Origin of the sequence: Rhizobacter koreensis, from assembly GCF_013366375.1 — a bacterium.
Classification (GTDB): domain Bacteria; phylum Pseudomonadota; class Gammaproteobacteria; order Burkholderiales; family Burkholderiaceae_C; genus Schlegelella_A; species Schlegelella_A koreensis.
This window is the reverse complement of the sequence record NZ_JABWMJ010000008.1, coordinates 188,443-210,192: the sequence shown is the minus strand read 5'-3', so window position 1 is coordinate 210,192 and position 21,750 is coordinate 188,443. Positions and strand designations below refer to the sequence as shown.

The window sequence follows — 21,750 nt, the reverse complement described above, 5'->3', positions numbered from 1 at the left end:
GTGCAGGCCTTCAGAACGAGCGCGGCAGCCCGAGCACATGCTCGGCCACGTACGACAGGATCAGGTTGGTCGAGATCGGCGCCACCTGGTACAGCCGCGTCTCGCGGAACTTGCGCTCCACGTCGTATTCGCAGGCGAAGCCGAAGCCGCCGTGCGTCTGGATGGCCACGTTGGCGGCCTCGAACGACGCCTTGGCGGCGAGGTACTTGGCCATGTTGGCCTCGGCACCGCAGGGCTGGTGCGCGTCGAAGAGGTCGCAGGCGCGCCAGCGCATCAGGTCGGCGGCCTCGGTCTCGATGTGGTTCTCGGCGATCGGGAACTGCACGCCCTGGTTCTGGCCGATCGGGCGGTCGAACACGCGCCGCTCGCGCGCATAGGCCGCGCTGCGCGCGACGAACCAGCGCGCGTCGCCGATGCACTCGGCCGCGATCAGCGTACGCTCGGCGTTGAGCCCGTCGAGGATGTACTTGAAGCCCTTGCCCTCCTCGCCGATCAGGTTCTCGGCCGGGATCTCCAGGTTCTCGAAGAACAGTTCGTTGGTCTCGTGGTTGACCATGTTCGGGATCGGGCGCACTGTCATGCCTTTGCCGACAGCCTGGTGCAGGTCGACGATGAAGATCGACATGCCCTCGGACTTGCGTTTCACCTCTGCCAGCGGCGTGGTGCGCGCCAGCAGGATCATCAGGTCGCTGTGCTGCACGCGCGAGATCCACACCTTCTGGCCGTTGACGACGTAGCGATCGCCGCGGCGCAGCGCGGTGGTCTTGAGCTGGGTGGTGTCGGTGCCGGTGCTGGGCTCGGTGACGCCCATGCTCTGCAGGCGCAGCTTGCCGCTGGCGATGCCGGGCAGATAGCGGCGTTTCTGTTCCACCGAGCCGTGGCGCAGCAGCGTGCCCATGTTGTACATCTGGCCATGGCAGGCGCCGGCGTTGCCGCCGCAGCGGTTCACCTCCTCCATCACCACCGAGGCCTCTGCCAAGCCCAGGCCGGCGCCGCCGTATTCCTCCGGAATCATCACCGCCAGCCAGCCGGCCTCGGTGAGCGCGTCGACGAACTCCACGGGGTAGCCGCGCGCCGCGTCGACCTTGCGGAAGTACTCGTCCGGGAAGCGCTTGAACAGGTCTCTCAACGCAGCGCGGAGCTCTGGGTGACGTTCTGCAGTAGCGGTCATGAAATGGGGGATGGCGAAGCGCGAGACGCGTACTTTAATCTAACAAACGTTAGACCAAGAAGCCCCGACCGACTCATCCGGCGCGGTCGGCATAGAGGGTCTGCAGTTGCTGGCGCAGCGGATGCTTCTGGATCTTGCCCGTGCTGGTCATCGGCAGTGCATCGACGAACACCACGGCCTTGGGCACCTCGAAGCCGCCCAGATGTTCGCGGCAGTGCTGCAGCAGTTCCTCCTCGCTGACCTCCGCGCCAGGGCGTCTGACCACCACCGCCGTCACTGCTTCGATCCAACGCGCATGCGGCAGTCCGATCGCCGCCGCATTCGCCACCGCCGGATGTCGCAGCAGCACCGCCTCGACCTTGATCGACGGCACGTTCTCCCCGCCGGTCTTGATCATGTCCTTCTTGCGGTCCTTGAACATGAGCTGAGCGTCGACCCACATGCCGAGGTCGCCGGTGTGGTGCCAACCGTGGGCACGCGCCTCATCCGTGGCCTTCAGGTTCTTGAAGTAGCCCTCCATCACGTTCGGGCCTCGGTGCACGATCTCGCCAACCTCTCCGTCGCCAAGCAGATTTCCCGCATCGTCCATGACGGCGGTATCGTTGATCATCGCGCTGACGCCCCAGTACGAGCCGAAGCGTCGGAGTTGCTCTTCAGGCCGGAACGCCACGGTCAGCGGGTACATCTCGGTCTGCCCGGTCCCCAGCATGTAGTTCGGACAGATCTCGGCGATCAATCGGCGCAAAAGGGTTTCGGGCATGGGCGCCATCGCATACATGCACATGCGCAGGCTAGACAGGTCGCGCCCGGGTCGTGACGGATGCTCGAGCAACGCCTGATGCATCAAGGGCAGGCCCATGAAGAAGGTCAACCGCTCCCGCTCGATGATCTCGAGCATCTGGCCAGGGTCGAAGCTCTTGGTGACGATCGCCGTACCGCCGGCGGCCAGCAGCCCGCAGACCAGCGTGTGCTGTGCGCAATGAAACAGCGGCAAGGTCGCATTGCAGATCGCGTCGCGCCACAGGCCGAACTCGATGGCATTGTTCATTGCCGCCATGACCACCGAGAGATGGCTCTGCATGACGCCCTTCGGCCGCCCCGTGGTCCCACTCGTGTACATGATCTGCGCCACGTCGCGGTCGTGGATCTCGACCTCCTGCTCCACGACCGGCTGCTGCGAAATTGCCTGTGCGAACGCTCCGAAGTCGGCCTGGCCAGCCCCTTCGAGCACCCAACCGCGCCCGGGCGTGGCAGCGAGCAGCCTTGCCAACTCGGGGCGGGCGATGAGCGCCGCGTCGACCAGGACGAAACGCGACTCCGAATGCTCGAGGATGAACCGGACGTCGTCGCCGCCCAGGCCAATGTTGATGGGCACCCACACCAGACCGGCCCGATGGATGCCGAACATCGCAATGAGGAACTGCAGCGAATTGCCGCACAGCGTGGCAACACGATCGCCTGATCTAAGACCGCTGGCCAGGAACGCATTGGCACAGCGGGTCACCTGGTCATTGAAGTCCCCATAGGAAAGCCGCGCATCCCCGAGGACGAACGCCGTCTTGGCTCTGTCACGAGCCGCGCAGCGGCGCAGGAAGTCCCCGATGGTGACGCGAGCGATCTGCCCGGGGCCGGGGACCCCGGCAGTGACCGTGGAAGCGTTCGACTTGGACAAGGTTTGTCTCCATATCAGAGGAGCGAGCCGACAGGTGCCGAAACATCCCCGCGCTCGGCTGCGGACTGCAGGCCGTTCAGACCGCTCCGGTCAATTCCGGCACCACCGTGAACAGATCGGCCACCAGCCCATAGTCGGCCACCTGGAAGATCGGCGCATCGGGGTCCTTGTTGATCGCCACGATGACCTTGCTGTCCTTCATGCCTGCCAAGTGCTGGATCGCGCCTGAAATGCCAACCGCCACGTAGAGCTGCGGCGCAACGATCTTGCCCGTCTGGCCCACCTGGTAGTCGTTTGGTGCATAGCCCGCATCCACAGCGGCCCGCGAGGCGCCCAGCGCCGCGCCCAGTTTGTCGGCCATCGGCTCAAGCACTTCGCGAAACTTCTCGGCCGAGCCCAGACCCCGTCCGCCCGAGACGATGATCGAAGCGGCCGTCAGATCCGGGCGCTCGAGCTTGACAACCTGTCGGCCCAGCAGTTCGCAGAGGCCCAGGTCGGCGCCCGCCGAGATGGCCTGCACGGTGGCGCCGCCGCCCGTCGTCGCGACCGGATCGAACGCGGTGGTGCGGACGCTCAGCACCTTCACCTTGTCGGAGGACTTCACTCGCGCCACCGCATTGCCAGCATAGAACGGGCGCACGAAGGTGTCCGGCGCCTCGATCGCGACGACGTCGGAGATCTGCGAACTGTCCAGCAGTGCTGCCGCGCGCGGCAGCACGTTCTTGCCGAACGGCGTCGCAGGCGCCAGCACGTGGGTGCAGGCCGAATCGCCCTGCACGCAGGCCACGACCACCGCTGCCAGGTTCTCGGCGGACTGTGACGACAGGTGGACGGCATCGGCCACCAGGATCTTGGCGACGCCGGCCACAGCGGCTGCGGAAGAGGCGGCGCCTGCGCAGTCGCTGCCGGCCACCAGCACGTGGATGTCGCCACCGATCTTGGCGGCCGCAGCCACGGTGTTCAGGGTCGACGGCTTGAGCGCGGCGCCGTCATGTTCCGCAATGATCAGAATCGTCATGTCACAGCACCTTCGCTTCTTCCTTGAGCCGCTTGACGAGTTCCGCCACGTCGGCCACCTTGATGCCCGCCTTGCGAGCGGCCGGCTCGTCGACGCGCAGCGTCGTCGTGCGCGGCGCCAAGTCGAGTCCGAGATCGGCCGCCTTCAGCACCTCGAGCGGCTTCTTCTTCGCCTTCATGATGTTGGGCAGCGTGATGAAGCGGGGCTCGTTGAGGCGCAGGTCGGTCGTCACGACGACGGGCAGCTTGAGCTTCAGGTTCTCCAGCCCGCCGTCGATCTCGCGCGTGACCAGCGCGGTGCCGCCCTCGACCTTGATCTTCGACGCGAACGTGGCCTGGCCCCAACCCATCAGTCCGGCGAACATCTGCCCTGCCTGCCCGGCATCGTCGTCGATCGCCTGCTTGCCGAAGATCGCCAGTTGGACGCCCTCCTTCTCGGCGACGTGCTTCACCAGCTTGGCCACCGCCAGCGGCTCGAGCGCCCCGTCGGTCTCGACCAGCACGCCACGGTCTGCGCCGATCGCCATCGCACTGCGCAGCGTCTCCTGGCATCCCGCCGGACCGCACGAGACGGCGATGACCTCGGTGGCCACCCCGGCCTCCTTCAGACGCACCGCCTCTTCACAGGCGATCTCGTCGAAGGGGTTCATCGACAGCTTCTGGTTCGCGAGGTCGACCCCCGAACCATCGGACTTCACTCGGGCCTTGACGTTGTAGTCCAGAACCCGTTTCACGGCGACGAGAATCTTCACTTCAAAAACACTCCTATCGTTGAACGCAAATGGCGAACCAGGATAAACGCGGCACGCAGATCTGCACGGCCCAGGCTGCCCCAGGGTGATGCCGGCGGACCTTCAAGCACCCTGCCAGGCCCAGTCCTTGTACATGTCACGCAGCTTGGTCTTCAGGAACTTGCCCGTGGACGTGCGGGGAATCTCCGCAACGAACTCGTAGGCATCCGGCACCTGCCACTTCGCGAACGTGCGCGAACCGTACTGCTGGATCTCTTCGGCGGTGGCCGACATGCCGGGCCGCAACACGATGACGGCCAGCGGCCGCTCAGCCCAGCGCGGGTGCGGCACGGCGATCACGGCGGCTTCCAGCACCGCCGGGTGGCCCATGATCGCATTCTCCAGATCGACCGAACTGATCCACTCGCCGCCGCTTTTGATCAGGTCCTTGGTGCGGTCGGTCAGACGCAGGAAGCCGTGCTCGTCGATGCAGCCCACGTCTCCGGTTCGCAGCCAGCCATCGGCCGTGAAGCTGCTCTCTCTGACCGGCATCTCGTGGTAGCTGCCGGTGATCCATGGACCGCGAACCTGGATTTCGCCGGCCGACTGCCCGTCCCAGGCGACCTCGCCTTGCTCGCCGATCAGCCGGATCTCGACGAGAGGTGCGGCACGCCCTTGCTTGACGCGCAACGCATACTGCTGATCCTCGGGCAGCGCCCTCATTGCCGCCGTCAGCGCCGACACCGTGCCCAGCGGTGAAGTCTCGGTCATGCCCCAGGCGGTGCCGACCTCGAGCCCGAATTCGTCGAAGCCCCGGAACAGCGACTCCGGAGCGGCCGAGCCGCCGACGAGCATGCGCATGCCAGGCACCAGATCCCAGCGGCTCGGAGCGCTGCGCAGCGCCTGCAGGATCGACAGCCAGATCGTCGGGACGCCGCCGGTGATGGTGACGCGTTCGCGCTGAAACAGGTCGAGCAGCGACTCGGCGTCGAGATGCGGCCCGGGCATCACGAGCCTGGCCCCCACGAACACTGCCAGGTACGGCAGGCCCCAGGCGTTGGCGTGGAACATCGGCACCACCGGCAGCACGGTGTCGGTATCGGACACCCCGAGCGCACCCGGCAGGGCGGCCACCAACGTGTGCAGAACCGTCGAACGGTGCGAATACACGACGCCCTTCGGGTGGCCCGTCGTTCCGGACGTGTAGCACATGCCGCAGGGCGCGTGCTCGTCCACCGCCACCGGCTCGAAGCGGCCGCTGGCCTTGCGCAACAGTTCCTCGTAGTCGTCGTAGCCGGCCGGAACCGGCTTGCCTGTCAAGGGCACGACGATGATGCGCTCGAACTTCACATCCTTCGAGAACTGCGCCAACAAGGGCAGCAGCACGTCGTCGACGATGAGGATGTGGTCCTTGGCATGGTTGACGATAAACGCCAGGTCATGCGGAAACAGACGCAAGTTGAGGTTGTGCATCACCGCGCCGGCAGCCGGAATGCCGAAATAGCACTCGAGGTGCGCGTAGTGATTCCAGCTCAAGGTGGCCACGCGGTCGCCGGGCTGGACACCCGCCGCGACCAACACCTCCGCCAAGGCCAGCGCACGCCGGTGGAAGTCGCGAAAGGTGTGGCGGTGCAGCGACTTGTCCGGCATGCGGCTCACGATCTCCACGTCAGCGTGATACCGCCCCGCACGATCCAGGAAGTGGTTCAGCGACAGGGCCGCACGCATCATCGTTGAGACTGCGGTCATGGAAACTCCTCGGCAGCCGGAAGCTGTGGTGTGATGGAACTCGCCGCCCGCCCCGAACAATCGGCGACAACGTCGGAAAGATCGGCGACACAAGCGCCGCGGGCGATACCCTGCTGTGATCCGCAGCCCAATTGCGCGTGCACCGCAGGCATCAGGATGGCGAACATGCGTGTCGACAACCCGTCGACGCCCAGCCGGCTGCTCGCTCGATACCACTGCCCGGCCCAGTTCAGCGCACCGAGCACGGTCTGCCGCACGAGAACTACATCGGAGTCGACCCAACCGTTCGCAGCAGCAGCACGGATGGCGCGGTCCCAGAGATCCTCGTAGCGATTTCGCGAGGCCATCACCCGCCGCACCGCCGGCTCGGAGAGGCTCCGCCACTCGTACACCAACACCATCAGCGCGTCCAGGTTGGCCCCGAGCAGCGCGGTCAGGTGGCGGCGCACCATGGCCAGCAACTGCTCCGGCAACCTGCACTCGGTGGCCAAGCCCTCCTGCACTGACGCATGCACGTCGCGGATGCCCTCTTCCATCACCGTGACGAGGAGTTCTTCCTTGGTGGCGAAGTGATAGAAGAGCGAGCCCGACTTGATGCCCAGTTCGACCGCAATCTGGCGCACCGAGGTGCGCTCGAACCCCTGCCGCCTGAACAGGCTGGCTGCGGCCCTCAGGATTTCCTGCCGTCGATGGCTATCCACCTGTTGCGTCATCGCTTACACTATACCAGCTAACAAGCGTTAGGTCGAAAATCCAGGCAACGACAATTCGAGCCACTCGAGCGCCATGCTTCAACGCCCCCTCTTCACCGCCGAGCACGACCTCTTCCGCGAGCAGGTCAGGCGCTTCTTCGACCGCGAGGTCACACCCCACCATGCGCGCTGGGAGGCAGAAGGCATCGTGCCGCGTTCCGTGTGGCGCGGGGCCGGCGCGGCCGGGCTGCTGTGCCCCGCCATCCCCGAGGCCTACGGCGGCGGCGGCGGCAGCCGCCTGCACAGCGCCGTGCTGATCGAGGAGGTGGCCCGCGCCGGCGCCAGCGGCATCGGCTTCGGGCTGCACTCGGACATCGTCGCCCCTTACATCCTGGCCTACGGCAGCGAGGAGCAGAAGCGGCGCTGGCTGCCGCCGATGGCGCGTGGCGAGGTCATCGGCGCCATCGCGATGACCGAGCCCGGCGCCGGCAGCGACCTGCAGGCGGTGCGCACCACCGCGCTGCGAGACGGCGATGACTACCTCGTCAACGGCCAGAAGACCTTCATCACCAACGGCCAGAACGCCGACCTCGTGATCGTGGTCGCCAAGACCGACCCGTCCGTCGGCGCCAAGGGCACCTCGCTGGTGCTGGTGGAGACCGACCGGGCCGGCTTCAAGCGCGGCCGCAACCTCGAGAAGATCGGCATGAAGGCGCAGGACACGTCGGAGCTGTTCTTCGACGGCGTGCGCGTGCCGGCCGCCAACATCCTCGGCGGCGAAGGCAAGGGCTTCGTCCTGCTGATGCAGGAGCTGGCCTGGGAGCGCATGCAGATCGCCATCGGCGCAGCCGCCGGCGCCGAGGCCGCGCTGCAGTGGACGCTGGACTACACCAAGGAGCGCAAGGCCTTCGGCCAGCGCATCATCGACTTCCAGCACAACCGTTTCCGCCTGGCCGAATGGAAGACGCAGGTGCAGGTGATGCGCGTCTTCGTCGATCGGCTGATGGACGAACTGCTGCACGGGCAGCTCGACGCCGCGACCGCCGCCATGGCCAAGTACTGGACCACCGACCTGCACTGCCGGCTGCTCGACGACTGCCTGCAGATGTTCGGCGGCTTCGGCTACATGTGGGAGTACCCGATCGCGCGCGCCTATGCCGACGCCCGCGTCTCCCGCATCTACGGCGGCACGAACGAGATCATGAAGGAGATCGTCGGCCGCACGCTGTGACGCGCCGCGCGGCCGAAGCGCCGGCGGGCCGTCGTCCCACCCTCACCCCAACCCCATCAGCCCATGACCGAAGCATTCATCTACGACGCCGTGCGCACCCCGCGCGGCAAGGGCCGCGCCTCCGGCGCGCTGCACGGCAGCACGCCGATCCACCTGGCCGTCACCGCGCTGCAGGCGCTGCGCGATCGCAACCGGCTCGACACCGCGCAGGTCGACGACGTTATCCTCGGCTGTGTGGAGCCGGTCGGCGAACAGGGCGCCAACATCGCCCGCGTCGCGGCGCTGGTGGCCGGCTACGACGAGTCGGCGCCGGGGGTGCAGATCAACCGCTACTGCGCCTCGGGCCTGGAGGCCTGCAACATGGCCACGGCCAAGGTGATGTCGGGCCAGTCGCCGCTGGCCGTCGGCGGCGGCGTCGAGAGCATGAGCCGCGTGCCCATGGGCACCGGCGGCGGCGCCTGGCCGGCCGACCCGGCGGTGGCGCTGCCAACCTACTTCGTGCCGCAGGGCATCTCCGCCGACCTGATCGCGTCGCTGTACGGGCATTCGCGCGCCGACGTCGACGCCTATGCGCTGGAAAGCCAGCGCCGCGCCGCCGCCGCGTGGGCCGAGGGCCGCTTCGCGCGCTCGATCGTCCCGGTGTGCGACGTCAACGGCCTGGTGGTGCTGGACCGCGACGAACACATGCGCCCCGATACCACGATCGAATCGCTGGCCAAGCTCGAACCCTCGTTCAAGCTCCAGGGCGAGCGTGCCGGCTTCGACGCGGTGGCGCTGCAGCGCTACCCGCAGCTCGAACGCATCGAACACGTGCACCACGCCGGCAACTCCTCGGGCATCGTCGACGGCGCGGCCGCCGTGCTGATCGGCAACGCCGAGGTCGGCCAGCGGCTGGGCCTGAAGCCGCGCGCGCGCATCCGCTCGTTCGCCTCCGTCGGCAGCGAGCCGACCATCATGCTCACCGGCCCGTCGTTCTCGGCCGAGAAGGCGCTCAAGCTCGCCGGCATGTCCTGCTCCGACATCGATCTGTTCGAGCTCAACGAGGCCTTCGCATCGGTGGTGCTGCGCTTCATGGAGGTGATGAACGTGCCGCACGCGCGCATGAACGTCAACGGCGGTGCCATCGCGATGGGCCATCCACTGGGTGCCACCGGGGCCATGATCCTCGGCACCCTGCTCGACGAGCTCGAGCGCCGCAACCTTGCCACCGGGCTGGCCACGCTGTGCGTGGGCGCCGGCATGGGCACCGCCACCATCATCGAGCGCGTCTGAACCGCGCCGATCGGGAATCCTCACCATGAGCATCGACTACCAAGCAGGCGCCGACGGCATCGCCACATTGACGTGGCAGATGAGCGATGCGCCGATGAACGTCCTCAACGCGGCCTCGATGGCCGCCTATGCGGCCGCGGTGCGGCGCGCCATCGTCGATCCCGCCGTCAAGGGCGTGATCGTCACCTCGGCCAAGCCGGAGTTCATCGCCGGCGGCGACCTGAACATGCTGCTGGCCTTCAGCGACGCGCAGGCCATGACCCGCTTCACCGAAGAGCTGCACGCCCTGATGCGCGGCATCGAGAAGAGCGGCAAGCCCTTCGTCGCGGCGCTCAACGGCAGCGCGCTGGGCGGCGGCTACGAGGTGGCGCTGAGCTGCCACCGCCGCATCGCCGCCGACAACCCGAAGGCGCAGATCGGCCTGCCCGAGGTGGGCCTGGGCCTGCTGCCCGGCGGCGGCGGCACGCAGCGTCTGCCGCGGCTGATCGGCATCCGGCCCGCCCTGCCCTACCTGCTGGAAGGCAAGAAGGTCTCGCCGGCGCAGGCGCTGAAGGCCGGCATGGTGGACGAGGTCGTGCCGCCGGCCGAACTGCTGGCGCGCGCACGCGCCTGGCTGCTGGCGGCGAAGCCCGAGGACGCGGTCCAGCCCTGGGACCGCAAGGGCTTCAAGCTTCCCGGCGGTCCGGTGCAAAGCCCCGCCGGATACGAGACCTTCACCGCCGGCAATGCGCTGCTGCGCGCCAGGACCTTCGGCAACTATCCGGCGCCCGAAGCGATCATGAGCTGCGTCTACAACGGCTGCCAGGTCGACATCGACACCGCCCTGAAGATCGAGGGGCGCGAGTTCGTCAAGCTCACCGTCGGCCCGGTGTCGAAGAACATGATCCGCACGCTGTTCTTCGGCATCGGCGAAGCCAACAAGCTCGCCGCCCGGCCCAAGGGCGTGCCGCCGGCCAGCTACCGCCGCGTCGGCATCCTCGGCGCCGGCATGATGGGTGCCGGCATCGCCTGCGCGGCGGCCGAGGCCGGGCTCGATGTGGTGCTGCTGGACACCACGTCCGAGCTCGCGGCGCGCGGCAAGGCCTATGGCGAGGCGCGCTGGGCCAAGCAGGCCGAGCAGGGCCGCCTGAGCGCCGAGAAATGCGCCGCGCTGGCGGCCCGCATTCGCCCCACGGCCGACTTCGCGGCGCTGGACGGCTGCGACATCGTGGTCGAGGCCGTGTTCGAGGACCGCGCCCTGAAGGCCGACGTGACCCGCAAGGCCGAGGCCCAGCTCGCGCCCGACGCCATCTTCGCCAGCAACACCTCGACGCTTCCCATCAGCGGCCTGGCGCAGGCCTCGGCGCGGCCGGCCAACTTCATCGGCCTGCACTTCTTCTCGCCGGCCGAGAAGATGCCGCTGGTCGAGGTCATCGTCGGCAAGGCGACGAGCGAATCCTGCCTGGCCCGCGCGCTCGACTTCGTGAAGGCGCTGCGCAAGACGCCCATCGTCGTGAACGACAGCCGAGGCTTCTACACCAGCCGCGTGTTCTCCACCTATGTCGGCGAAGGCCTGACGCTGCTGGCCGAAGGCGTGGCGCCGGCCTTGATCGAGAACGCCGGCCGCATGGCCGGCATGCCGGTGGGGCCGCTGGCCCTGGCCGACGAGGTCTCGCTCGAACTGATGGCCCGCATCCGCCGCCAGACCGCCGACGACCTGGGCTCGGCCTACCAGCGCAGCGCCATCGACGAGGTCTGCGAGCGCATGGTCGACAGCGCCCTCGGCCGCCTTGGCAAGAAGGCCGGCAAGGGCTTCTACGAGTATCCGCAGGGTGCCACGAAGCACCTGTGGGCCGGCCTGGCCGGCCTGTGGAAGCCGGCGTCGGTGCAGCCGGGCGTGGCCGAGGTCAAGCAGCGGCTGATGGCGGTCCAGTCCATCGAAACGGTGCGCTGCCTCGAGGAAGGTGTGCTGCGAGCGCCGATCGACGCCGACGTCGGCGCCATCCTCGGCTGGGGTTTCCCGGCCTGCCTTGGCGGCCCGATCGGACAGATCCACAGCCGCGGCGTTGCCGCCTTCGTGGCCGACTGCGACGAGTTGGCACGCCGCCACGGCCCGCGCTTCGAGCCGCCGAAGAGCCTGCGCGCGATGGCCGCCGAAGGCAAGACCTTCTTCGCGCGCTGAGGGCCCCATCCGCGCGCTGTCTGCCCAACGCCCTCTTCGAGAAAACCAAGACCGCATGTCCACCATCGAGTCCGCCATCCACCGGCAGTCCGAAGCCTTCCAGGCACAGCGCCAGCAGATGCTGGCCTTGATCGACAACTTCCGCGACCTGGAAGGTCGCGTGCGCGACACCTCGAACGCGATGGAGTCGCGCTTTCGCGAGCGCCGGCAACTGCTGCCGCGCGAACGCGTGTCGCTGCTGCTGGACCGCGGCTCGCCGTGGCTGGAGCTGTCCACTCTGGCCGGCCTGCGCCTGCACGACGACGACGGCGAGAAGAACGTGCTCGGCGGGGCGCTGATCACCGGCATCGGCATCGTCTCGGGCATCCGCTGCATGGTCATCGCCTCCGACAGCGCCATCAAGGGCGGCACCATCACGCCGATGGGCATGCGCAAGAGCCTGCGCGCCGAGGCCATCGCGCTGGAGAACCGCCTGCCGGTGGTGCGGCTGGTCGAATCGGGCGGCGCCAATCTGATGCACGTGGGCGAGGTGTTCATCGAAGGCGGCCGCGGCTTCGCCAACCAGGCGCGGCTGTCGGCCGCCGGCATTCCGCAGGTCACCGTGATGCACGGCCACTCCACTGCCGGCGGCGCGTATCTGCCGGGCATGTCCGACTACGTGATCATGGTGCGCGGCCGCGCCAAGGCCTTCCTAGCCGGCCCGCCGCTGCTGAAGGCGGCCACGGGCGAGATTGCCGGTGACGAGGAACTGGGCGGCGCCGAGATGCACACCCGGGTCTCCGGCGTGGCCGAGTACCTGGCCGAGGACGATGCCGACGGCATCCGCATCGCGCGCGACGTGCTCGCGCGCATGCCGTGGAACGACAAGCCCGGCCAGGGCACCGGGCGCGGCTGGAAGCCGCCGCGCTACGCCGCCGAGGAGATTGCCGGCCTGGTGCCGCCGGACTACCGCCAGCCCTACGACGTGCGCGAGTTGCTCGCGCGCCTGATCGATGATTCGGACTTCCTCGACTTCAAGCCTGAGTTCGGCGCCGCCACCGTGTGCGGACACGGCGCCATCGAGGGCCAGCCCTGCGGCTTCATCGGCAACAACGGCCCGATCGACCCGCAGGGCGCGAACAAGGCCACGCAGTTCATGCAGCTGTGCGAGCAGTCCGGCACGCCGCTGATCTACCTGCAGAACACCACCGGTTTCATGGTCGGCAAGGAAGTCGAGCAGGTCGGCATGATCAAGCACGGCGCGAAGATGATCCAGGCCGTCACCAACTGCAAGGTGCCGCGCATCACGCTGATGATCGGCGCCTCCTTCGGTGCCGGCAACTACGGCATGTGCGGGCGCGCCTACGACCCGCAGTTCGTCTTCGCGTGGCCCAACGCGCGCGTGGCGGTGATGGGCGGCGAGCAGGCGGCGATGGTGATGCGCATCGTCACCGAGGAGAAGATGGCGCGCGCCGGCAAGGCGCCGCCCGAGGCCATGCTCGAGGGCATGCGCGCCGAGATCCTGAAGCGCTTCGACATGGAGTCGCACTCGCTGTTCGCCACCGCGCGGCTCTGGGACGACGGCATCATCGACCCGCGCGACACGCGCGCCGTGCTTTCGCTGGCGCTGGCCGCGTGCCGCGAGGGCCGTGCGCGCACCGTGCGGCCCAACAGCTTCGGCGTGGCGCGGATGTGAGGGCGACGGAAATGCGAACCTCCTTCCACAAGATCCTCATCGCCAACCGCGGCGAGATCGCCTGCCGCGTCATGCGCACCGCCCGCGCGCAGGGCTACCGCACGGTGGCGGTGTACAGCGAGGCCGATGCCGGCGCGCTGCACGTGCAGCAGGCCGACGAGGCGCTGTGCATCGGCCCGGCGCCAGTGCGCGAGAGCTACCTCAGCATCGACGCCGTGCTGCGCGCCGCGGCCGCCAGCGGTGCCGACGCCATCCATCCCGGCTACGGCTTCCTGTCCGAAAACGCCGAGTTCGCGCGCGCCGTGCAGGCTGCCGGCCTGGTGTTCATCGGCCCCGATCCGCACTCGATCGAGCAGATGGGCAACAAGGCCGCCGCCAAGCGCCTGATGCTCGCCGCCGGTGTGCCCTGCGTGCCGGGCTACCAGGGCAGCGATCAGTCCGACGCCAACCTGCTGCGCCAGGCGCGCGAGATCGGCGCGCCGATCATGGTGAAGGCGGCGGCCGGCGGCGGCGGCCGCGGCATGCGGCTGGTGCACGACCTGGCCGACCTGCCCGATGCGCTGGCACGCGCCCGCTCGGAGGCCGCGAACGCTTTCGGCTCTGACGAACTGATTCTGGAGCGCGCGGTGATCGAGCCGCGCCACGTCGAGGTGCAGGTCTTCGGCGACCGCCACGGCCACGTCATCCACCTCGGCGAGCGCGACTGCTCCGTGCAGCGGCGCCACCAGAAGGTGTTCGAGGAAGCGCCCTCACCGGCCGTCGATGCCGCGCTGCGCGAACGCATGGGCGCGGCGGCCGTCACCGCGGCGCGCGCAGTGGACTACGTCGGCGCCGGCACGGTGGAGTTCCTGCTCGACCGCGAGGGCAACTTCTACTTCCTGGAGATGAACACGCGGCTGCAGGTCGAGCACCCGGTGACGGAATGCATCACCGGGCTCGACCTCGTGGCCTGGCAGCTCGCCGTGGCGCGCGGCGAGCCGCTGCCGCTGACGCAGGACGAGGTTCGCCTCACCGGCCACGCCATCGAAGTGCGCCTGTATGCCGAAGACCCGGCCAGCGACTTCCTGCCGCAAAGCGGCGAGGTGGCGCTGTGGCAGCCGCCTGCGGGCAGCGACGTGCGCGTCGACCACGGCCTGGCGCAGGGGCAGGCGGTCAGCCCCTTCTACGACCCGATGATCGCCAAGATCATCGCCCACGGCGCCACGCGCGATGAAGCGCGGCGGCGCCTGGTCGGAGCGCTGGGCAACACCTGCGTGCTGGGCCTGCCCACCAACCTGCGCTTCCTCGCGGACGCGGCGGCGCACCCCGAGTTCGCGGCCGGCCAGGCGACCACCGCCTTCATCGGCAGGAACTTTCCCCCGGAGCGGCTGCGCGCCGCCGAGGCGGATTCGCGGGCGCTGGCGGTCGCCGCGGCCCTGTGGTTCGACGCCAGCGCGTACCGGGGCGCGCAGTTCGCCTTCCGCTCCAACGGGCCGGCGCGCTGGCCGCTGGTGCTGGGCGCGGACGGGGACCGTGTCAACGCCCACGTCACCGTGCTCGGTGCCGGGCGGTTCCGCGTCGAGTGCCCCGCGGGTGCCGCACACGACATCGCCCTTCTCGGGCGTGACGCTGCCCACCATCGGCTGGCCATCGACGGGCTGCACACGCAGGCCACGGCGGTGTTCGCCGGCGGCCGCCTGCATCTGGCGCTGGACGGCCAGACACGCAGTTTCGATGACCTCACCTACGCTCCGCCCCAGCGCGACGCCGCCGCCGGCGAATCGAGCGTGCTGGCACCGATGAACGGCCGCCTGCTCGCCGTGTTGGTGTCGGCGGGCGACAGGGTGGTGAAGGGCCAGCGCGTCGCGGTCCTCGAGGCCATGAAGATGGAACACCAACTGCTGGCGCGTCGCGACGGCGTCGTCGAGCGTGTCGGTGCCGCGGTGGGCGAACAGCTGGCCACGCGCGCGCTGGTCGTGAAGCTGACCGAGGAAGCCGCTTGAACAGACTGAATTACCCGCATTGGCCCGGAGACCCACGATGAGCCGATCCAGCCCCTTCTACACCGCCGAGCACGAGGCCTTCCGGGCCGCAGTGCGGCGTTTCGTCGCGCGCGAAATCACGCCGAACGTCGAGGCCTGGGAGAACCAGGCGAGCTTCCCGCGCGAGCTGTACCGACAGGCCGCCGAACTCGGGCTGCTGGGCCTGGGCTTTCCCGAGGCGTACGGCGGCAACGACGGCGACCTTTTCATGACCATCATCGCCGCCCAGGAGCTCGCGCGCTGCGGCGGCGGCGGCGTGCTGGCCAGCCTGCTGTCGCACACCATCGGCTGCCCGCCCATCGTCAACGTCGGCAGCGAGGCGCTCAAGCGCAAGGTGCTGCCACCGGTGATGCGCGGCGAGAAGATCAGCGCGCTGGGCATCACCGAGCCCTCGGGCGGCTCCGACGTCGCCAACCTCAAGACCACCGCCCTGCGCGACGGCGACCACTACGTCGTCAACGGTTCCAAGACCTTCATCACCTCGGGCATCCGCGCCGACTTCTACACCGTGGCCGTGCGCACCGGCGGCCCGGGTCCGGCCGGCGTGTCGCTGCTGCTCATCGAGAAGGGCATGCCGGGCTTCACTCAGACGCCGCTGTCCAAGATGGGCTGGCTGTGCTCGGACACCGCCACGCTGCACTTCGACGACGTGCGCGTGCCCGTGGACAACCTCGTGGGCACCGAGAACCAGGGCTTCAAGGCCATCATGCAGAACTTCAACCGCGAGCGCATCTTCCTGGCTGCGGGTGCGAACGGCTTCGCGCAGGTGTGCCTGGACGAAACGCTGGCCTGGGCGAAGCAGCGCGAGATGTTCGGCGGCAAGCTCATCGACCAGCAGGTCACGCGCCACAAGCTGGCCGACATGGCGATGCGCATCGAAGCCACGCAGGCCATGCTCGAGACGCTGGCCTGGCGCGTCGAGCAGGGCGACGCGCCGGTGGGCGAGATCTGCCTGCTGAAGAACCAGGCCACGCAGACCATGGCCTTCTGCGCCAACGAGGCGGTGCAGATGCACGGCGGCGCGGGCTTCATCCGCGGCGTGACGGTGGAGCGCATTTACCGCGAGGTGAAGGTCAACGCCATCGGCGGTGGGGCCGAGGAGGTGATGCGCGACCTGGCGGCGCGGCAGCTGGGGTTCCACGCATGAAGACCTCGCCAGCTGCCGAGCGCCCGCCGGCCGAGGGCCTGGTGCGGGCGCTGCGCCAGGCGTTGCGTGGTGCGCCCGCGGTGGCGCGCGAAGCCGGCTTTCCGCGCGCCTGGTGGCGCCACCTGGGTGAGCAGGGCCTGCTGGGCCTGTCGTTCGACCTCGACGGGCGCGGCCCACGTGCCGACTGGCCCACCATCGCCCGGCTTGCCGGCGGCATGGCGCGCGAGACCGGCAGCCTCGGCCTCACGCTCGGCTGGATGCTCAACGAGATGCTGGGGCGCTGCGTCATCAGCGGCGCGGGGATCGAATCGGAACGGGTGCGCGCACTGCTGCGGCGCATGGCCGCCGGCCAGGCCATCGTGGGCCTGGCCGTCTCCGAGCCCGACGCCGGCGCGCACCCGAAACGCCTGCGCTGCAGCGCCCGCCGAGAACAGGACGCGCAGGGCGAGCGCTGGCTGCTCGACGGCAGCAAGTCGCACGTCAGCAATGGCCCGGCGGCCGATGTCTTCGTGGTGCTGGCGGTCACGGCGGATGACGGCCCGCGCAAGGCCTTCGACGCCTTCCTGGTCGAAGCCGGCACGCCGGGCCTTGCGCTTCAGCCTTCGGCTGGCGCCGGCTCGGGCCCGATCAGCGCACCCGCTGCTGCGGTGCTGGCGCCCTTGCAGCACGCCGGCCTGCAACTCGACGCTTGCGCTGTGCCCGCTGCCTGCCGGCTGGGCCCGGGTGGCACCGCCTTCGACCGCATTGCCAGGCCCGTTCGCGTGGTCGAGGACGCGCTGCTCACCAGCGCGGTGGTGGGCGCGATGCACGCCGAGCTTGACGCACTGGCGCGCTGGTTGCGCCCGACCCAGCCCGCGCCGGCACTGCTGCGCCGGCTGGGCGCGTTGCGGCTCGAGCTCGATGCCCTGCAGGCGGTGGCCGACCAGGCGGCCCGCCGCCTCGAAGCCGAAGGCCCGGGCACAGGCCTGGCGCAGTTCAACGCCGGCAGCCGGCGCCTGCTGGAACGCTGGCAGGCCGAGTTCGAATCTCTCGCCGCAACGCTCGACGATCTGGGCGACGCCATCGCGTCTCTGAGCCGCGACATCCGTTGCGTGCTGGGCATCGCCCGCAGCGTCGGCGAGACGCGCCAGCTCGAAGCCGGCCAACGCATGCTGCTCACCGAGGAGTCCGATGAAGTCCCTGCATGACACCCACTTCGCGAGCGTGGACGTGGTGTCGTCCCGCCTGGCGGACGCCGACTACATCGCCAGCCGGCAACTCGCCACTGCGGTCTACCTGGCCTTCAACCTCGAGAAGCCCGTGCTGGTCGAAGGCCCGGCCGGGGTCGGCAAGACCGAGCTGGCCAAGACCATGGCCGGCATCCTCGACGTGCCGCTGATTCGCATGCAGTGCTACGAGGGCCTGGACGAATCGAAGGCGCTGTACGAATGGAAGTACGGCAAGCAACTGCTGTACACGCAGCTGCTGAAGGACAAGCTGGCCGAGCTGATGCAGGGCGCAGTGGGGCTGGCGGCCTCGATCGAGAAGCTGCACGCGCACGACGACCTGTTCTTCTCCGAGCACTTCCTCGAGCCGCGGCCGCTGTACCAGGCGCTGCACCAGGAGCGCGGCTGCGTGCTGCTGATCGACGAGGTCGACAAGTCCGACCCCGAGTTCGAGGCCTTCCTGCTCGAGGTGCTGTCGGACTTCCAGGTCTCGGTGCCCGAGCTCGGCACCATCGCGGCCAAGGTCAAGCCGCTGGTCTTCCTCACCAGCAACAACACGCGAGAGATGAGCGATGCGCTCAAGCGCCGCTGCCTGCACCTGCACATCCCCTTCCCCGACGCCGCCATCGAGCGCCGCATCCTCGAGCGGCGGGTGCCGGGGCTGAGCAGCAAACTCAACCGCGATCTCGTCGCCTTCGTGCAGGCGGTGCGCGAGCTGGAGCTGAAGAAGCAGCCCTCGGTCAGCGAGACCATCGACTGGGCCAGGACGCTGCTGCTGCTGAACTCCGAGCACCTGAGCCTGGACCTGGTGCGCGACACCCTCAACGTGCTCCTGAAGTTCGAGCAGGACATTGCCACCGCCGCCGAACAGCTGCCCACCTTGATGGACAAGGCGCGCAAGAACGCGGAGTTCCCTCATGCAAGCCACGCTTGAGGACTTCTTCAAGGCGCTGCGCGGCAGCGACCTGGACGTGAGCCTGAACGCGCAGATCGACGCGGCGCGCGCCACCGCGCTGGTGGGCTGGGGCGAGCGCGACCTGCTCAAGTCGGCGCTGGGCGCGACGCTGGCCAAGACGCTGCCCGACCGCGCCATCTTCGACGAGACCTTCGATCGCTTCTTCCACTTCGATTCCTTCGGCACCACCGCCGCATCGGCAGGCCCGCCGGTCGTCGACGCCTCGCAGCCGCAGACGCAGACGCCGCCACGCGAAAGCAGTGGCCAGGGCAGCGGTGGCCCCGGCGGCTGCCACGGCAGCGCCGGGCAGGCCTTGTCCCAGCTGCTGATGTCGGGCGACTCGGCGGCACTGTCGCGCCGCATGCAGCAGGCGGCGCGCGAGGTCGGCCTGACCGACATCTGGTTCTTCACCCAGAAGGGCCACTACACGCAGAAGATCCAGCAGGCCATGGGGCTGGAGCTGCTGGACCGCGAGATCAGCGAGGCGCGCCGCCAGACGCTGGCTCCCCAGCGCCACGCCGACCTGGAGCTGGCGCGCAAGCGGCTCTTCAACGAGGTGCGCAACTTCGTCGAGCGCAAGCTCGCGATGTACGGCACCGCGCCCACGCGCGAGCTGCACGACGAATTCCTGCAGTCGCAGAAGCTGTCCACCATCGATCGCCGCGACTTCGCGCGCATGCACGAGATCGTGCGCAAGATCGCGCGTCGGCTGGCGGAGCGCCACGGCCGGCGCAAGCGCCGCGAGCAGCGCGGCCAGCTCGACTTCCGCCGCACCATGCGCGCCAATGCGGCCTATGGCGGCGTGATGTTCGAGACCCACTGGCGCAGCATGCGTGTCGAGCGACCCAAGGTGGTGGCCATCTGCGACGTGAGCGGTTCGGTGCGCCAGTACGCGCGCTTCCTGCTGCTGTTCCTGTACAGCCTGGACGAGTTGCTGTCGGACGTGCAGTCCTACGCGTTCACGAACCACCTCGTCGACGTGAGCGCCACGTTCGAGTCGCTGCCGGTGGAGCAGGCAGTGGACAGGGTCATGCAGGCCGTGGGCGGCTCGGGCACCGACTACGGCCAAATGCTGCTCGACCTGGACGAGCAGCTGATGCACCGCATCGATCACCGCACGACCGTGCTCGTGCTCGGCGATGCGCGCAACAACCGCGGCCATCCGCGCAGCGAGATCATGAAGACGCTGTATGGCCGCGCGCGGCGCGTCATCTGGCTCAACCCCGAGCCGCGCGCGTTCTGGGGCCTGGGCGATTCGGAGATGAAGCGCTACGCGCCCTACTGCCACATCGCGCGCGAGTGCAACTCGCTGCGGCACCTGGAGCGCACGCTCGACGAGCTGCTGCGTTCGAACAGCGCGAGCGCCTGAAGGCCGTTGAGTCATGGTCCGCGCCGCCACCCAGCTTCATCCACCGCGCAAGCCCGTGGCGCCGCGGTCGGCAGCCACGCTGATGTGGCTGCGCGACACGGCCTCCGGTCCCGAAGTACTGCTGACGCGGCGCTCGCCGAGCGCCAGCTTCCTGCCCGGCGTGTTCGTGTTCCCGGGTGGCCGCGTCGACGATGCCGATGCGGCGGTGGCTGACCTCGCAGGCACGGCCGCAGCCGCGCTGCCCCACCTGCCCGCCGCGATGGCCGCGCTCCGCGAGAGCTTCGAGGAACTCGGCGTGCTGCATGCGCACGACGCGGATGGCCGCCCGCTGACCGCGCAGGATCTGGCCACGCTGGAGCGCCGGGAGCCGCTGTACCCGCAGCTGCGCACACGCGGCCTGCGCCTGACCGCCGACGCGCTGCGCGTCGCCGTGCGCTGGACCACCGACCGCGACGTGCAGCCGCGCCGCTTCGACACGCTGTTCCTGATCGGCCGCATGCCCGAAGCCCAGACGCCGGTGGCCGACGACAGCGAGCAGTTCGAGCCGGTGTGGCTGCGCGCCACCGACGCGCTGGCGCACCACGAGGCGGGCACGCTGCCGATGATCTTCCCGACCCTGCGCACGCTGCGCTGGCTGGCGGGCTTTGCCAGCGTCGACGCCGCGCTAGCCGCCTGCGCGAGCAACCGGCCGCACTGGGAGTCGTGCCCGCGCGGCGCGCTCGTCGGCGGCAAGCCGCAGCGCTACATGGAGAGCGACCTCCCGTTCGGCGAGCTCGAACTCGTCTGCCCCGACGGGCAGCTGCTGCATGCGCTCGACTGGCAGAGTGAACGTCCGGTGCAGTTGCTGCGGCACCTGTGGCGCTTCACCGCGCCCAACCCGGGCGTGATGACGGGGCCAGGGACGAATGCGTACATCCTGGGCAGCGCAGAGACAGGCTTCGTCGTCATCGACCCCGGGCCCCCGGACGACGCCCACGTCACACGCCTGCTCGAATTCACCGGCGGCAAGGTGCAGACCATCGTCTGCACGCATTCGCATCCCGACCATTCGCCCGCGGCGCGGCCGCTGGCGCAGGCCTGCGAAGCGGCCGCCGGCCATCGCCCGCCGATCCTCGGCCTGCCGTCGGAGGCCACGGCGCGTGCGCATTCCGAATTCACGCCCGACCGCGTGCTCGCCGATGGTGAACGCGTCGTGCTCGACGCCCCGGAGCACCGCGTCACGCTGCGCGCGGTGCACACGCCCGGCCATGCCGCCAACCACGTGTGCCTGGTGCTCGAGGAGGATGGGCTGCTGTTCTCCGGCGACCACGTGCTCAACGGCAGCACCACGGTGATCGACCCGCCCGACGGCAACATGGCCGCCTACATCGACTCGCTCGACCGGCTGCTGCGCGAATGCGCGCAGCAAGACATCCGCTTCATCCTGCCGGCGCACGGCCACGTCATCGGCTCGGCGCCGCAGGCCATCGCGTGGCTGAAGGCGCACCGGCTGGCGCGCGAGGCGAAGGTGCTCGCCGCGATGCGCCAGCGTCCCGACGGTGACCCGGAAGACTGGGTGCCGATCGCCTACGCCGACACGCCCAGGCAGCTCTGGCCGGTGGCCAAGCGCTCGCTGATCGCGCATGTCGAGCGCATCGAGGCGCTCGGACTCGCGCGCCCTTGACGTCCAAGTCACTCTCTGC

At 69.1% G+C, this 21,750-nt stretch carries 16 protein-coding genes; 10 read left to right on the top strand and 6 right to left on the bottom strand.

Translation table 11 applies throughout. From position 1 onward, the window contains the following. Positions 1 to 10 precede the first annotated feature (10 nt). From HQN59_RS17490 to HQN59_RS17465, 6 genes are all read right to left on the bottom strand, one after another. A complete protein-coding gene (locus HQN59_RS17490; protein ID WP_176070399.1) occupies positions 11 to 1,171 on the bottom strand; it encodes an acyl-CoA dehydrogenase family protein in 1,161 nt (386 codons plus the stop codon). 73 nt (positions 1,172 to 1,244) lie between these two features. Continuing rightward, entirely contained in the window at positions 1,245 to 2,843 is a 1,599-nt protein-coding gene (locus HQN59_RS17485; RefSeq protein WP_246294985.1) for an AMP-binding protein, read from the bottom strand. Between the two features lie 76 nt (positions 2,844 to 2,919). Beyond that, positions 2,920 to 3,861 carry an electron transfer flavoprotein subunit alpha/FixB family protein gene (locus HQN59_RS17480; protein WP_176070398.1) on the bottom strand — a complete coding sequence of 314 codons (942 nt, stop codon included), beginning with the start codon at positions 3,859 to 3,861 and terminating at the stop codon, positions 2,920 to 2,922. 1 nt (position 3,862) lies between these two features. After that, positions 3,863 to 4,612 carry an electron transfer flavoprotein subunit beta/FixA family protein gene (locus HQN59_RS17475; RefSeq protein WP_176070397.1) on the bottom strand — a complete coding sequence of 250 codons (750 nt, stop codon included), beginning with the start codon at positions 4,610 to 4,612 and terminating at the stop codon, positions 3,863 to 3,865. Positions 4,613 to 4,714: 102 nt separating this feature from the next. Continuing rightward, positions 4,715 to 6,340 (bottom strand): long-chain fatty acid--CoA ligase, encoded by a 1,626-nt coding sequence (locus HQN59_RS17470; protein WP_176070396.1) that lies wholly within the window; start codon positions 6,338 to 6,340, stop codon positions 4,715 to 4,717. Then, the gene (locus tag HQN59_RS17465; protein WP_176070395.1) at positions 6,337 to 7,053 is read right to left on the bottom strand and encodes a TetR/AcrR family transcriptional regulator; all 717 of its coding nucleotides are present in this window, start codon (positions 7,051 to 7,053) and stop codon (positions 6,337 to 6,339) included. The genes HQN59_RS17470 and HQN59_RS17465 overlap by 4 nt, the downstream gene beginning before the upstream one ends. 73 nt (positions 7,054 to 7,126) lie before the next feature. Here HQN59_RS17465 and HQN59_RS17460 point away from each other — a divergent pair, with 73 nt between their 5' ends. From HQN59_RS17460 to HQN59_RS17415, 10 genes are all read left to right on the top strand, one after another. Next, on the top strand, positions 7,127 to 8,263 hold the full coding sequence (locus HQN59_RS17460) for an acyl-CoA dehydrogenase family protein (RefSeq protein WP_176070394.1): 1,137 nt from the start codon (positions 7,127 to 7,129) through the stop codon (positions 8,261 to 8,263). A gap of 63 nt (positions 8,264 to 8,326) precedes the next feature. After that, positions 8,327 to 9,535 (top strand): acetyl-CoA C-acetyltransferase, encoded by a 1,209-nt coding sequence (locus HQN59_RS17455; RefSeq protein ID WP_176070393.1) that lies wholly within the window; start codon positions 8,327 to 8,329, stop codon positions 9,533 to 9,535. Between the two features lie 25 nt (positions 9,536 to 9,560). Continuing rightward, positions 9,561 to 11,696, top strand: coding sequence for a 3-hydroxyacyl-CoA dehydrogenase NAD-binding domain-containing protein (locus HQN59_RS17450; RefSeq protein WP_176070392.1), 2,136 nt, complete (start codon positions 9,561 to 9,563; stop codon positions 11,694 to 11,696). Positions 11,697 to 11,751: 55 nt separating this feature from the next. Next, entirely contained in the window at positions 11,752 to 13,371 is a 1,620-nt protein-coding gene (locus HQN59_RS17445; RefSeq protein WP_176070391.1) for an acyl-CoA carboxylase subunit beta, read from the top strand. Between the two features lie 11 nt (positions 13,372 to 13,382). After that, on the top strand, positions 13,383 to 15,353 hold the full coding sequence (locus HQN59_RS17440) for an acetyl/propionyl/methylcrotonyl-CoA carboxylase subunit alpha (RefSeq protein ID WP_176070390.1): 1,971 nt from the start codon (positions 13,383 to 13,385) through the stop codon (positions 15,351 to 15,353). Positions 15,354 to 15,390: 37 nt separating this feature from the next. Then, a complete protein-coding gene (locus tag HQN59_RS17435; protein ID WP_176070389.1) occupies positions 15,391 to 16,539 on the top strand; it encodes an acyl-CoA dehydrogenase family protein in 1,149 nt (382 codons plus the stop codon). Then, the gene (locus HQN59_RS17430) at positions 16,536 to 17,726 is read left to right on the top strand and encodes an acyl-CoA dehydrogenase family protein (RefSeq protein WP_176070388.1); all 1,191 of its coding nucleotides are present in this window, start codon (positions 16,536 to 16,538) and stop codon (positions 17,724 to 17,726) included. The genes HQN59_RS17435 and HQN59_RS17430 overlap by 4 nt, the downstream gene beginning before the upstream one ends. Next, entirely contained in the window at positions 17,710 to 18,678 is a 969-nt protein-coding gene (locus tag HQN59_RS17425; protein ID WP_176070387.1) for an AAA family ATPase, read from the top strand. Before HQN59_RS17430 ends, HQN59_RS17425 begins: the two co-directional genes overlap by 17 nt. After that, positions 18,662 to 20,068: a vWA domain-containing protein gene (locus HQN59_RS17420; protein ID WP_176070386.1), complete on the top strand. Its 1,407-nt coding sequence runs from the start codon at positions 18,662 to 18,664 to the stop codon at positions 20,066 to 20,068. The genes HQN59_RS17425 and HQN59_RS17420 overlap by 17 nt, the downstream gene beginning before the upstream one ends. Positions 20,069 to 20,081: 13 nt before the next feature. After that, entirely contained in the window at positions 20,082 to 21,731 is a 1,650-nt protein-coding gene (locus HQN59_RS17415) for an MBL fold metallo-hydrolase (RefSeq protein ID WP_176070385.1), read from the top strand. The last annotated feature ends 19 nt before the right edge of the window (positions 21,732 to 21,750 follow it).

What these genes read in the sequence shown, in the direction of transcription:
- HQN59_RS17465 (WP_176070395.1), bottom strand. Translation starts at nt 7,053, where the DNA reads ATGACGCAACAGGTGGATAGCCATCGACGGCAGGAAATCCTGAGGGCC.
- HQN59_RS17445 (WP_176070391.1), top strand. Translation starts at nt 11,752, where the DNA reads ATGTCCACCATCGAGTCCGCCATCCACCGGCAGTCCGAAGCCTTCCAG.
- HQN59_RS17460 (WP_176070394.1), top strand. Translation starts at nt 7,127, where the DNA reads ATGCTTCAACGCCCCCTCTTCACCGCCGAGCACGACCTCTTCCGCGAG.
- HQN59_RS17480 (WP_176070398.1), bottom strand. Translation starts at nt 3,861, where the DNA reads ATGACGATTCTGATCATTGCGGAACATGACGGCGCCGCGCTCAAGCCG.
- HQN59_RS17455 (WP_176070393.1), top strand. Translation starts at nt 8,327, where the DNA reads ATGACCGAAGCATTCATCTACGACGCCGTGCGCACCCCGCGCGGCAAG.
- HQN59_RS17450 (WP_176070392.1), top strand. Translation starts at nt 9,561, where the DNA reads ATGAGCATCGACTACCAAGCAGGCGCCGACGGCATCGCCACATTGACG.
- HQN59_RS17470 (WP_176070396.1), bottom strand. Translation starts at nt 6,340, where the DNA reads ATGACCGCAGTCTCAACGATGATGCGTGCGGCCCTGTCGCTGAACCAC.
- HQN59_RS17440 (WP_176070390.1), top strand. Translation starts at nt 13,383, where the DNA reads ATGCGAACCTCCTTCCACAAGATCCTCATCGCCAACCGCGGCGAGATC.
- HQN59_RS17425 (WP_176070387.1), top strand. Translation starts at nt 17,710, where the DNA reads ATGAAGTCCCTGCATGACACCCACTTCGCGAGCGTGGACGTGGTGTCG.
- HQN59_RS17415 (WP_176070385.1), top strand. Translation starts at nt 20,082, where the DNA reads ATGGTCCGCGCCGCCACCCAGCTTCATCCACCGCGCAAGCCCGTGGCG.
- HQN59_RS17490 (WP_176070399.1), bottom strand. Translation starts at nt 1,171, where the DNA reads ATGACCGCTACTGCAGAACGTCACCCAGAGCTCCGCGCTGCGTTGAGA.
- HQN59_RS17420 (WP_176070386.1), top strand. Translation starts at nt 18,662, where the DNA reads ATGCAAGCCACGCTTGAGGACTTCTTCAAGGCGCTGCGCGGCAGCGAC.
- HQN59_RS17435 (WP_176070389.1), top strand. Translation starts at nt 15,391, where the DNA reads ATGAGCCGATCCAGCCCCTTCTACACCGCCGAGCACGAGGCCTTCCGG.
- HQN59_RS17430 (WP_176070388.1), top strand. Translation starts at nt 16,536, where the DNA reads ATGAAGACCTCGCCAGCTGCCGAGCGCCCGCCGGCCGAGGGCCTGGTG.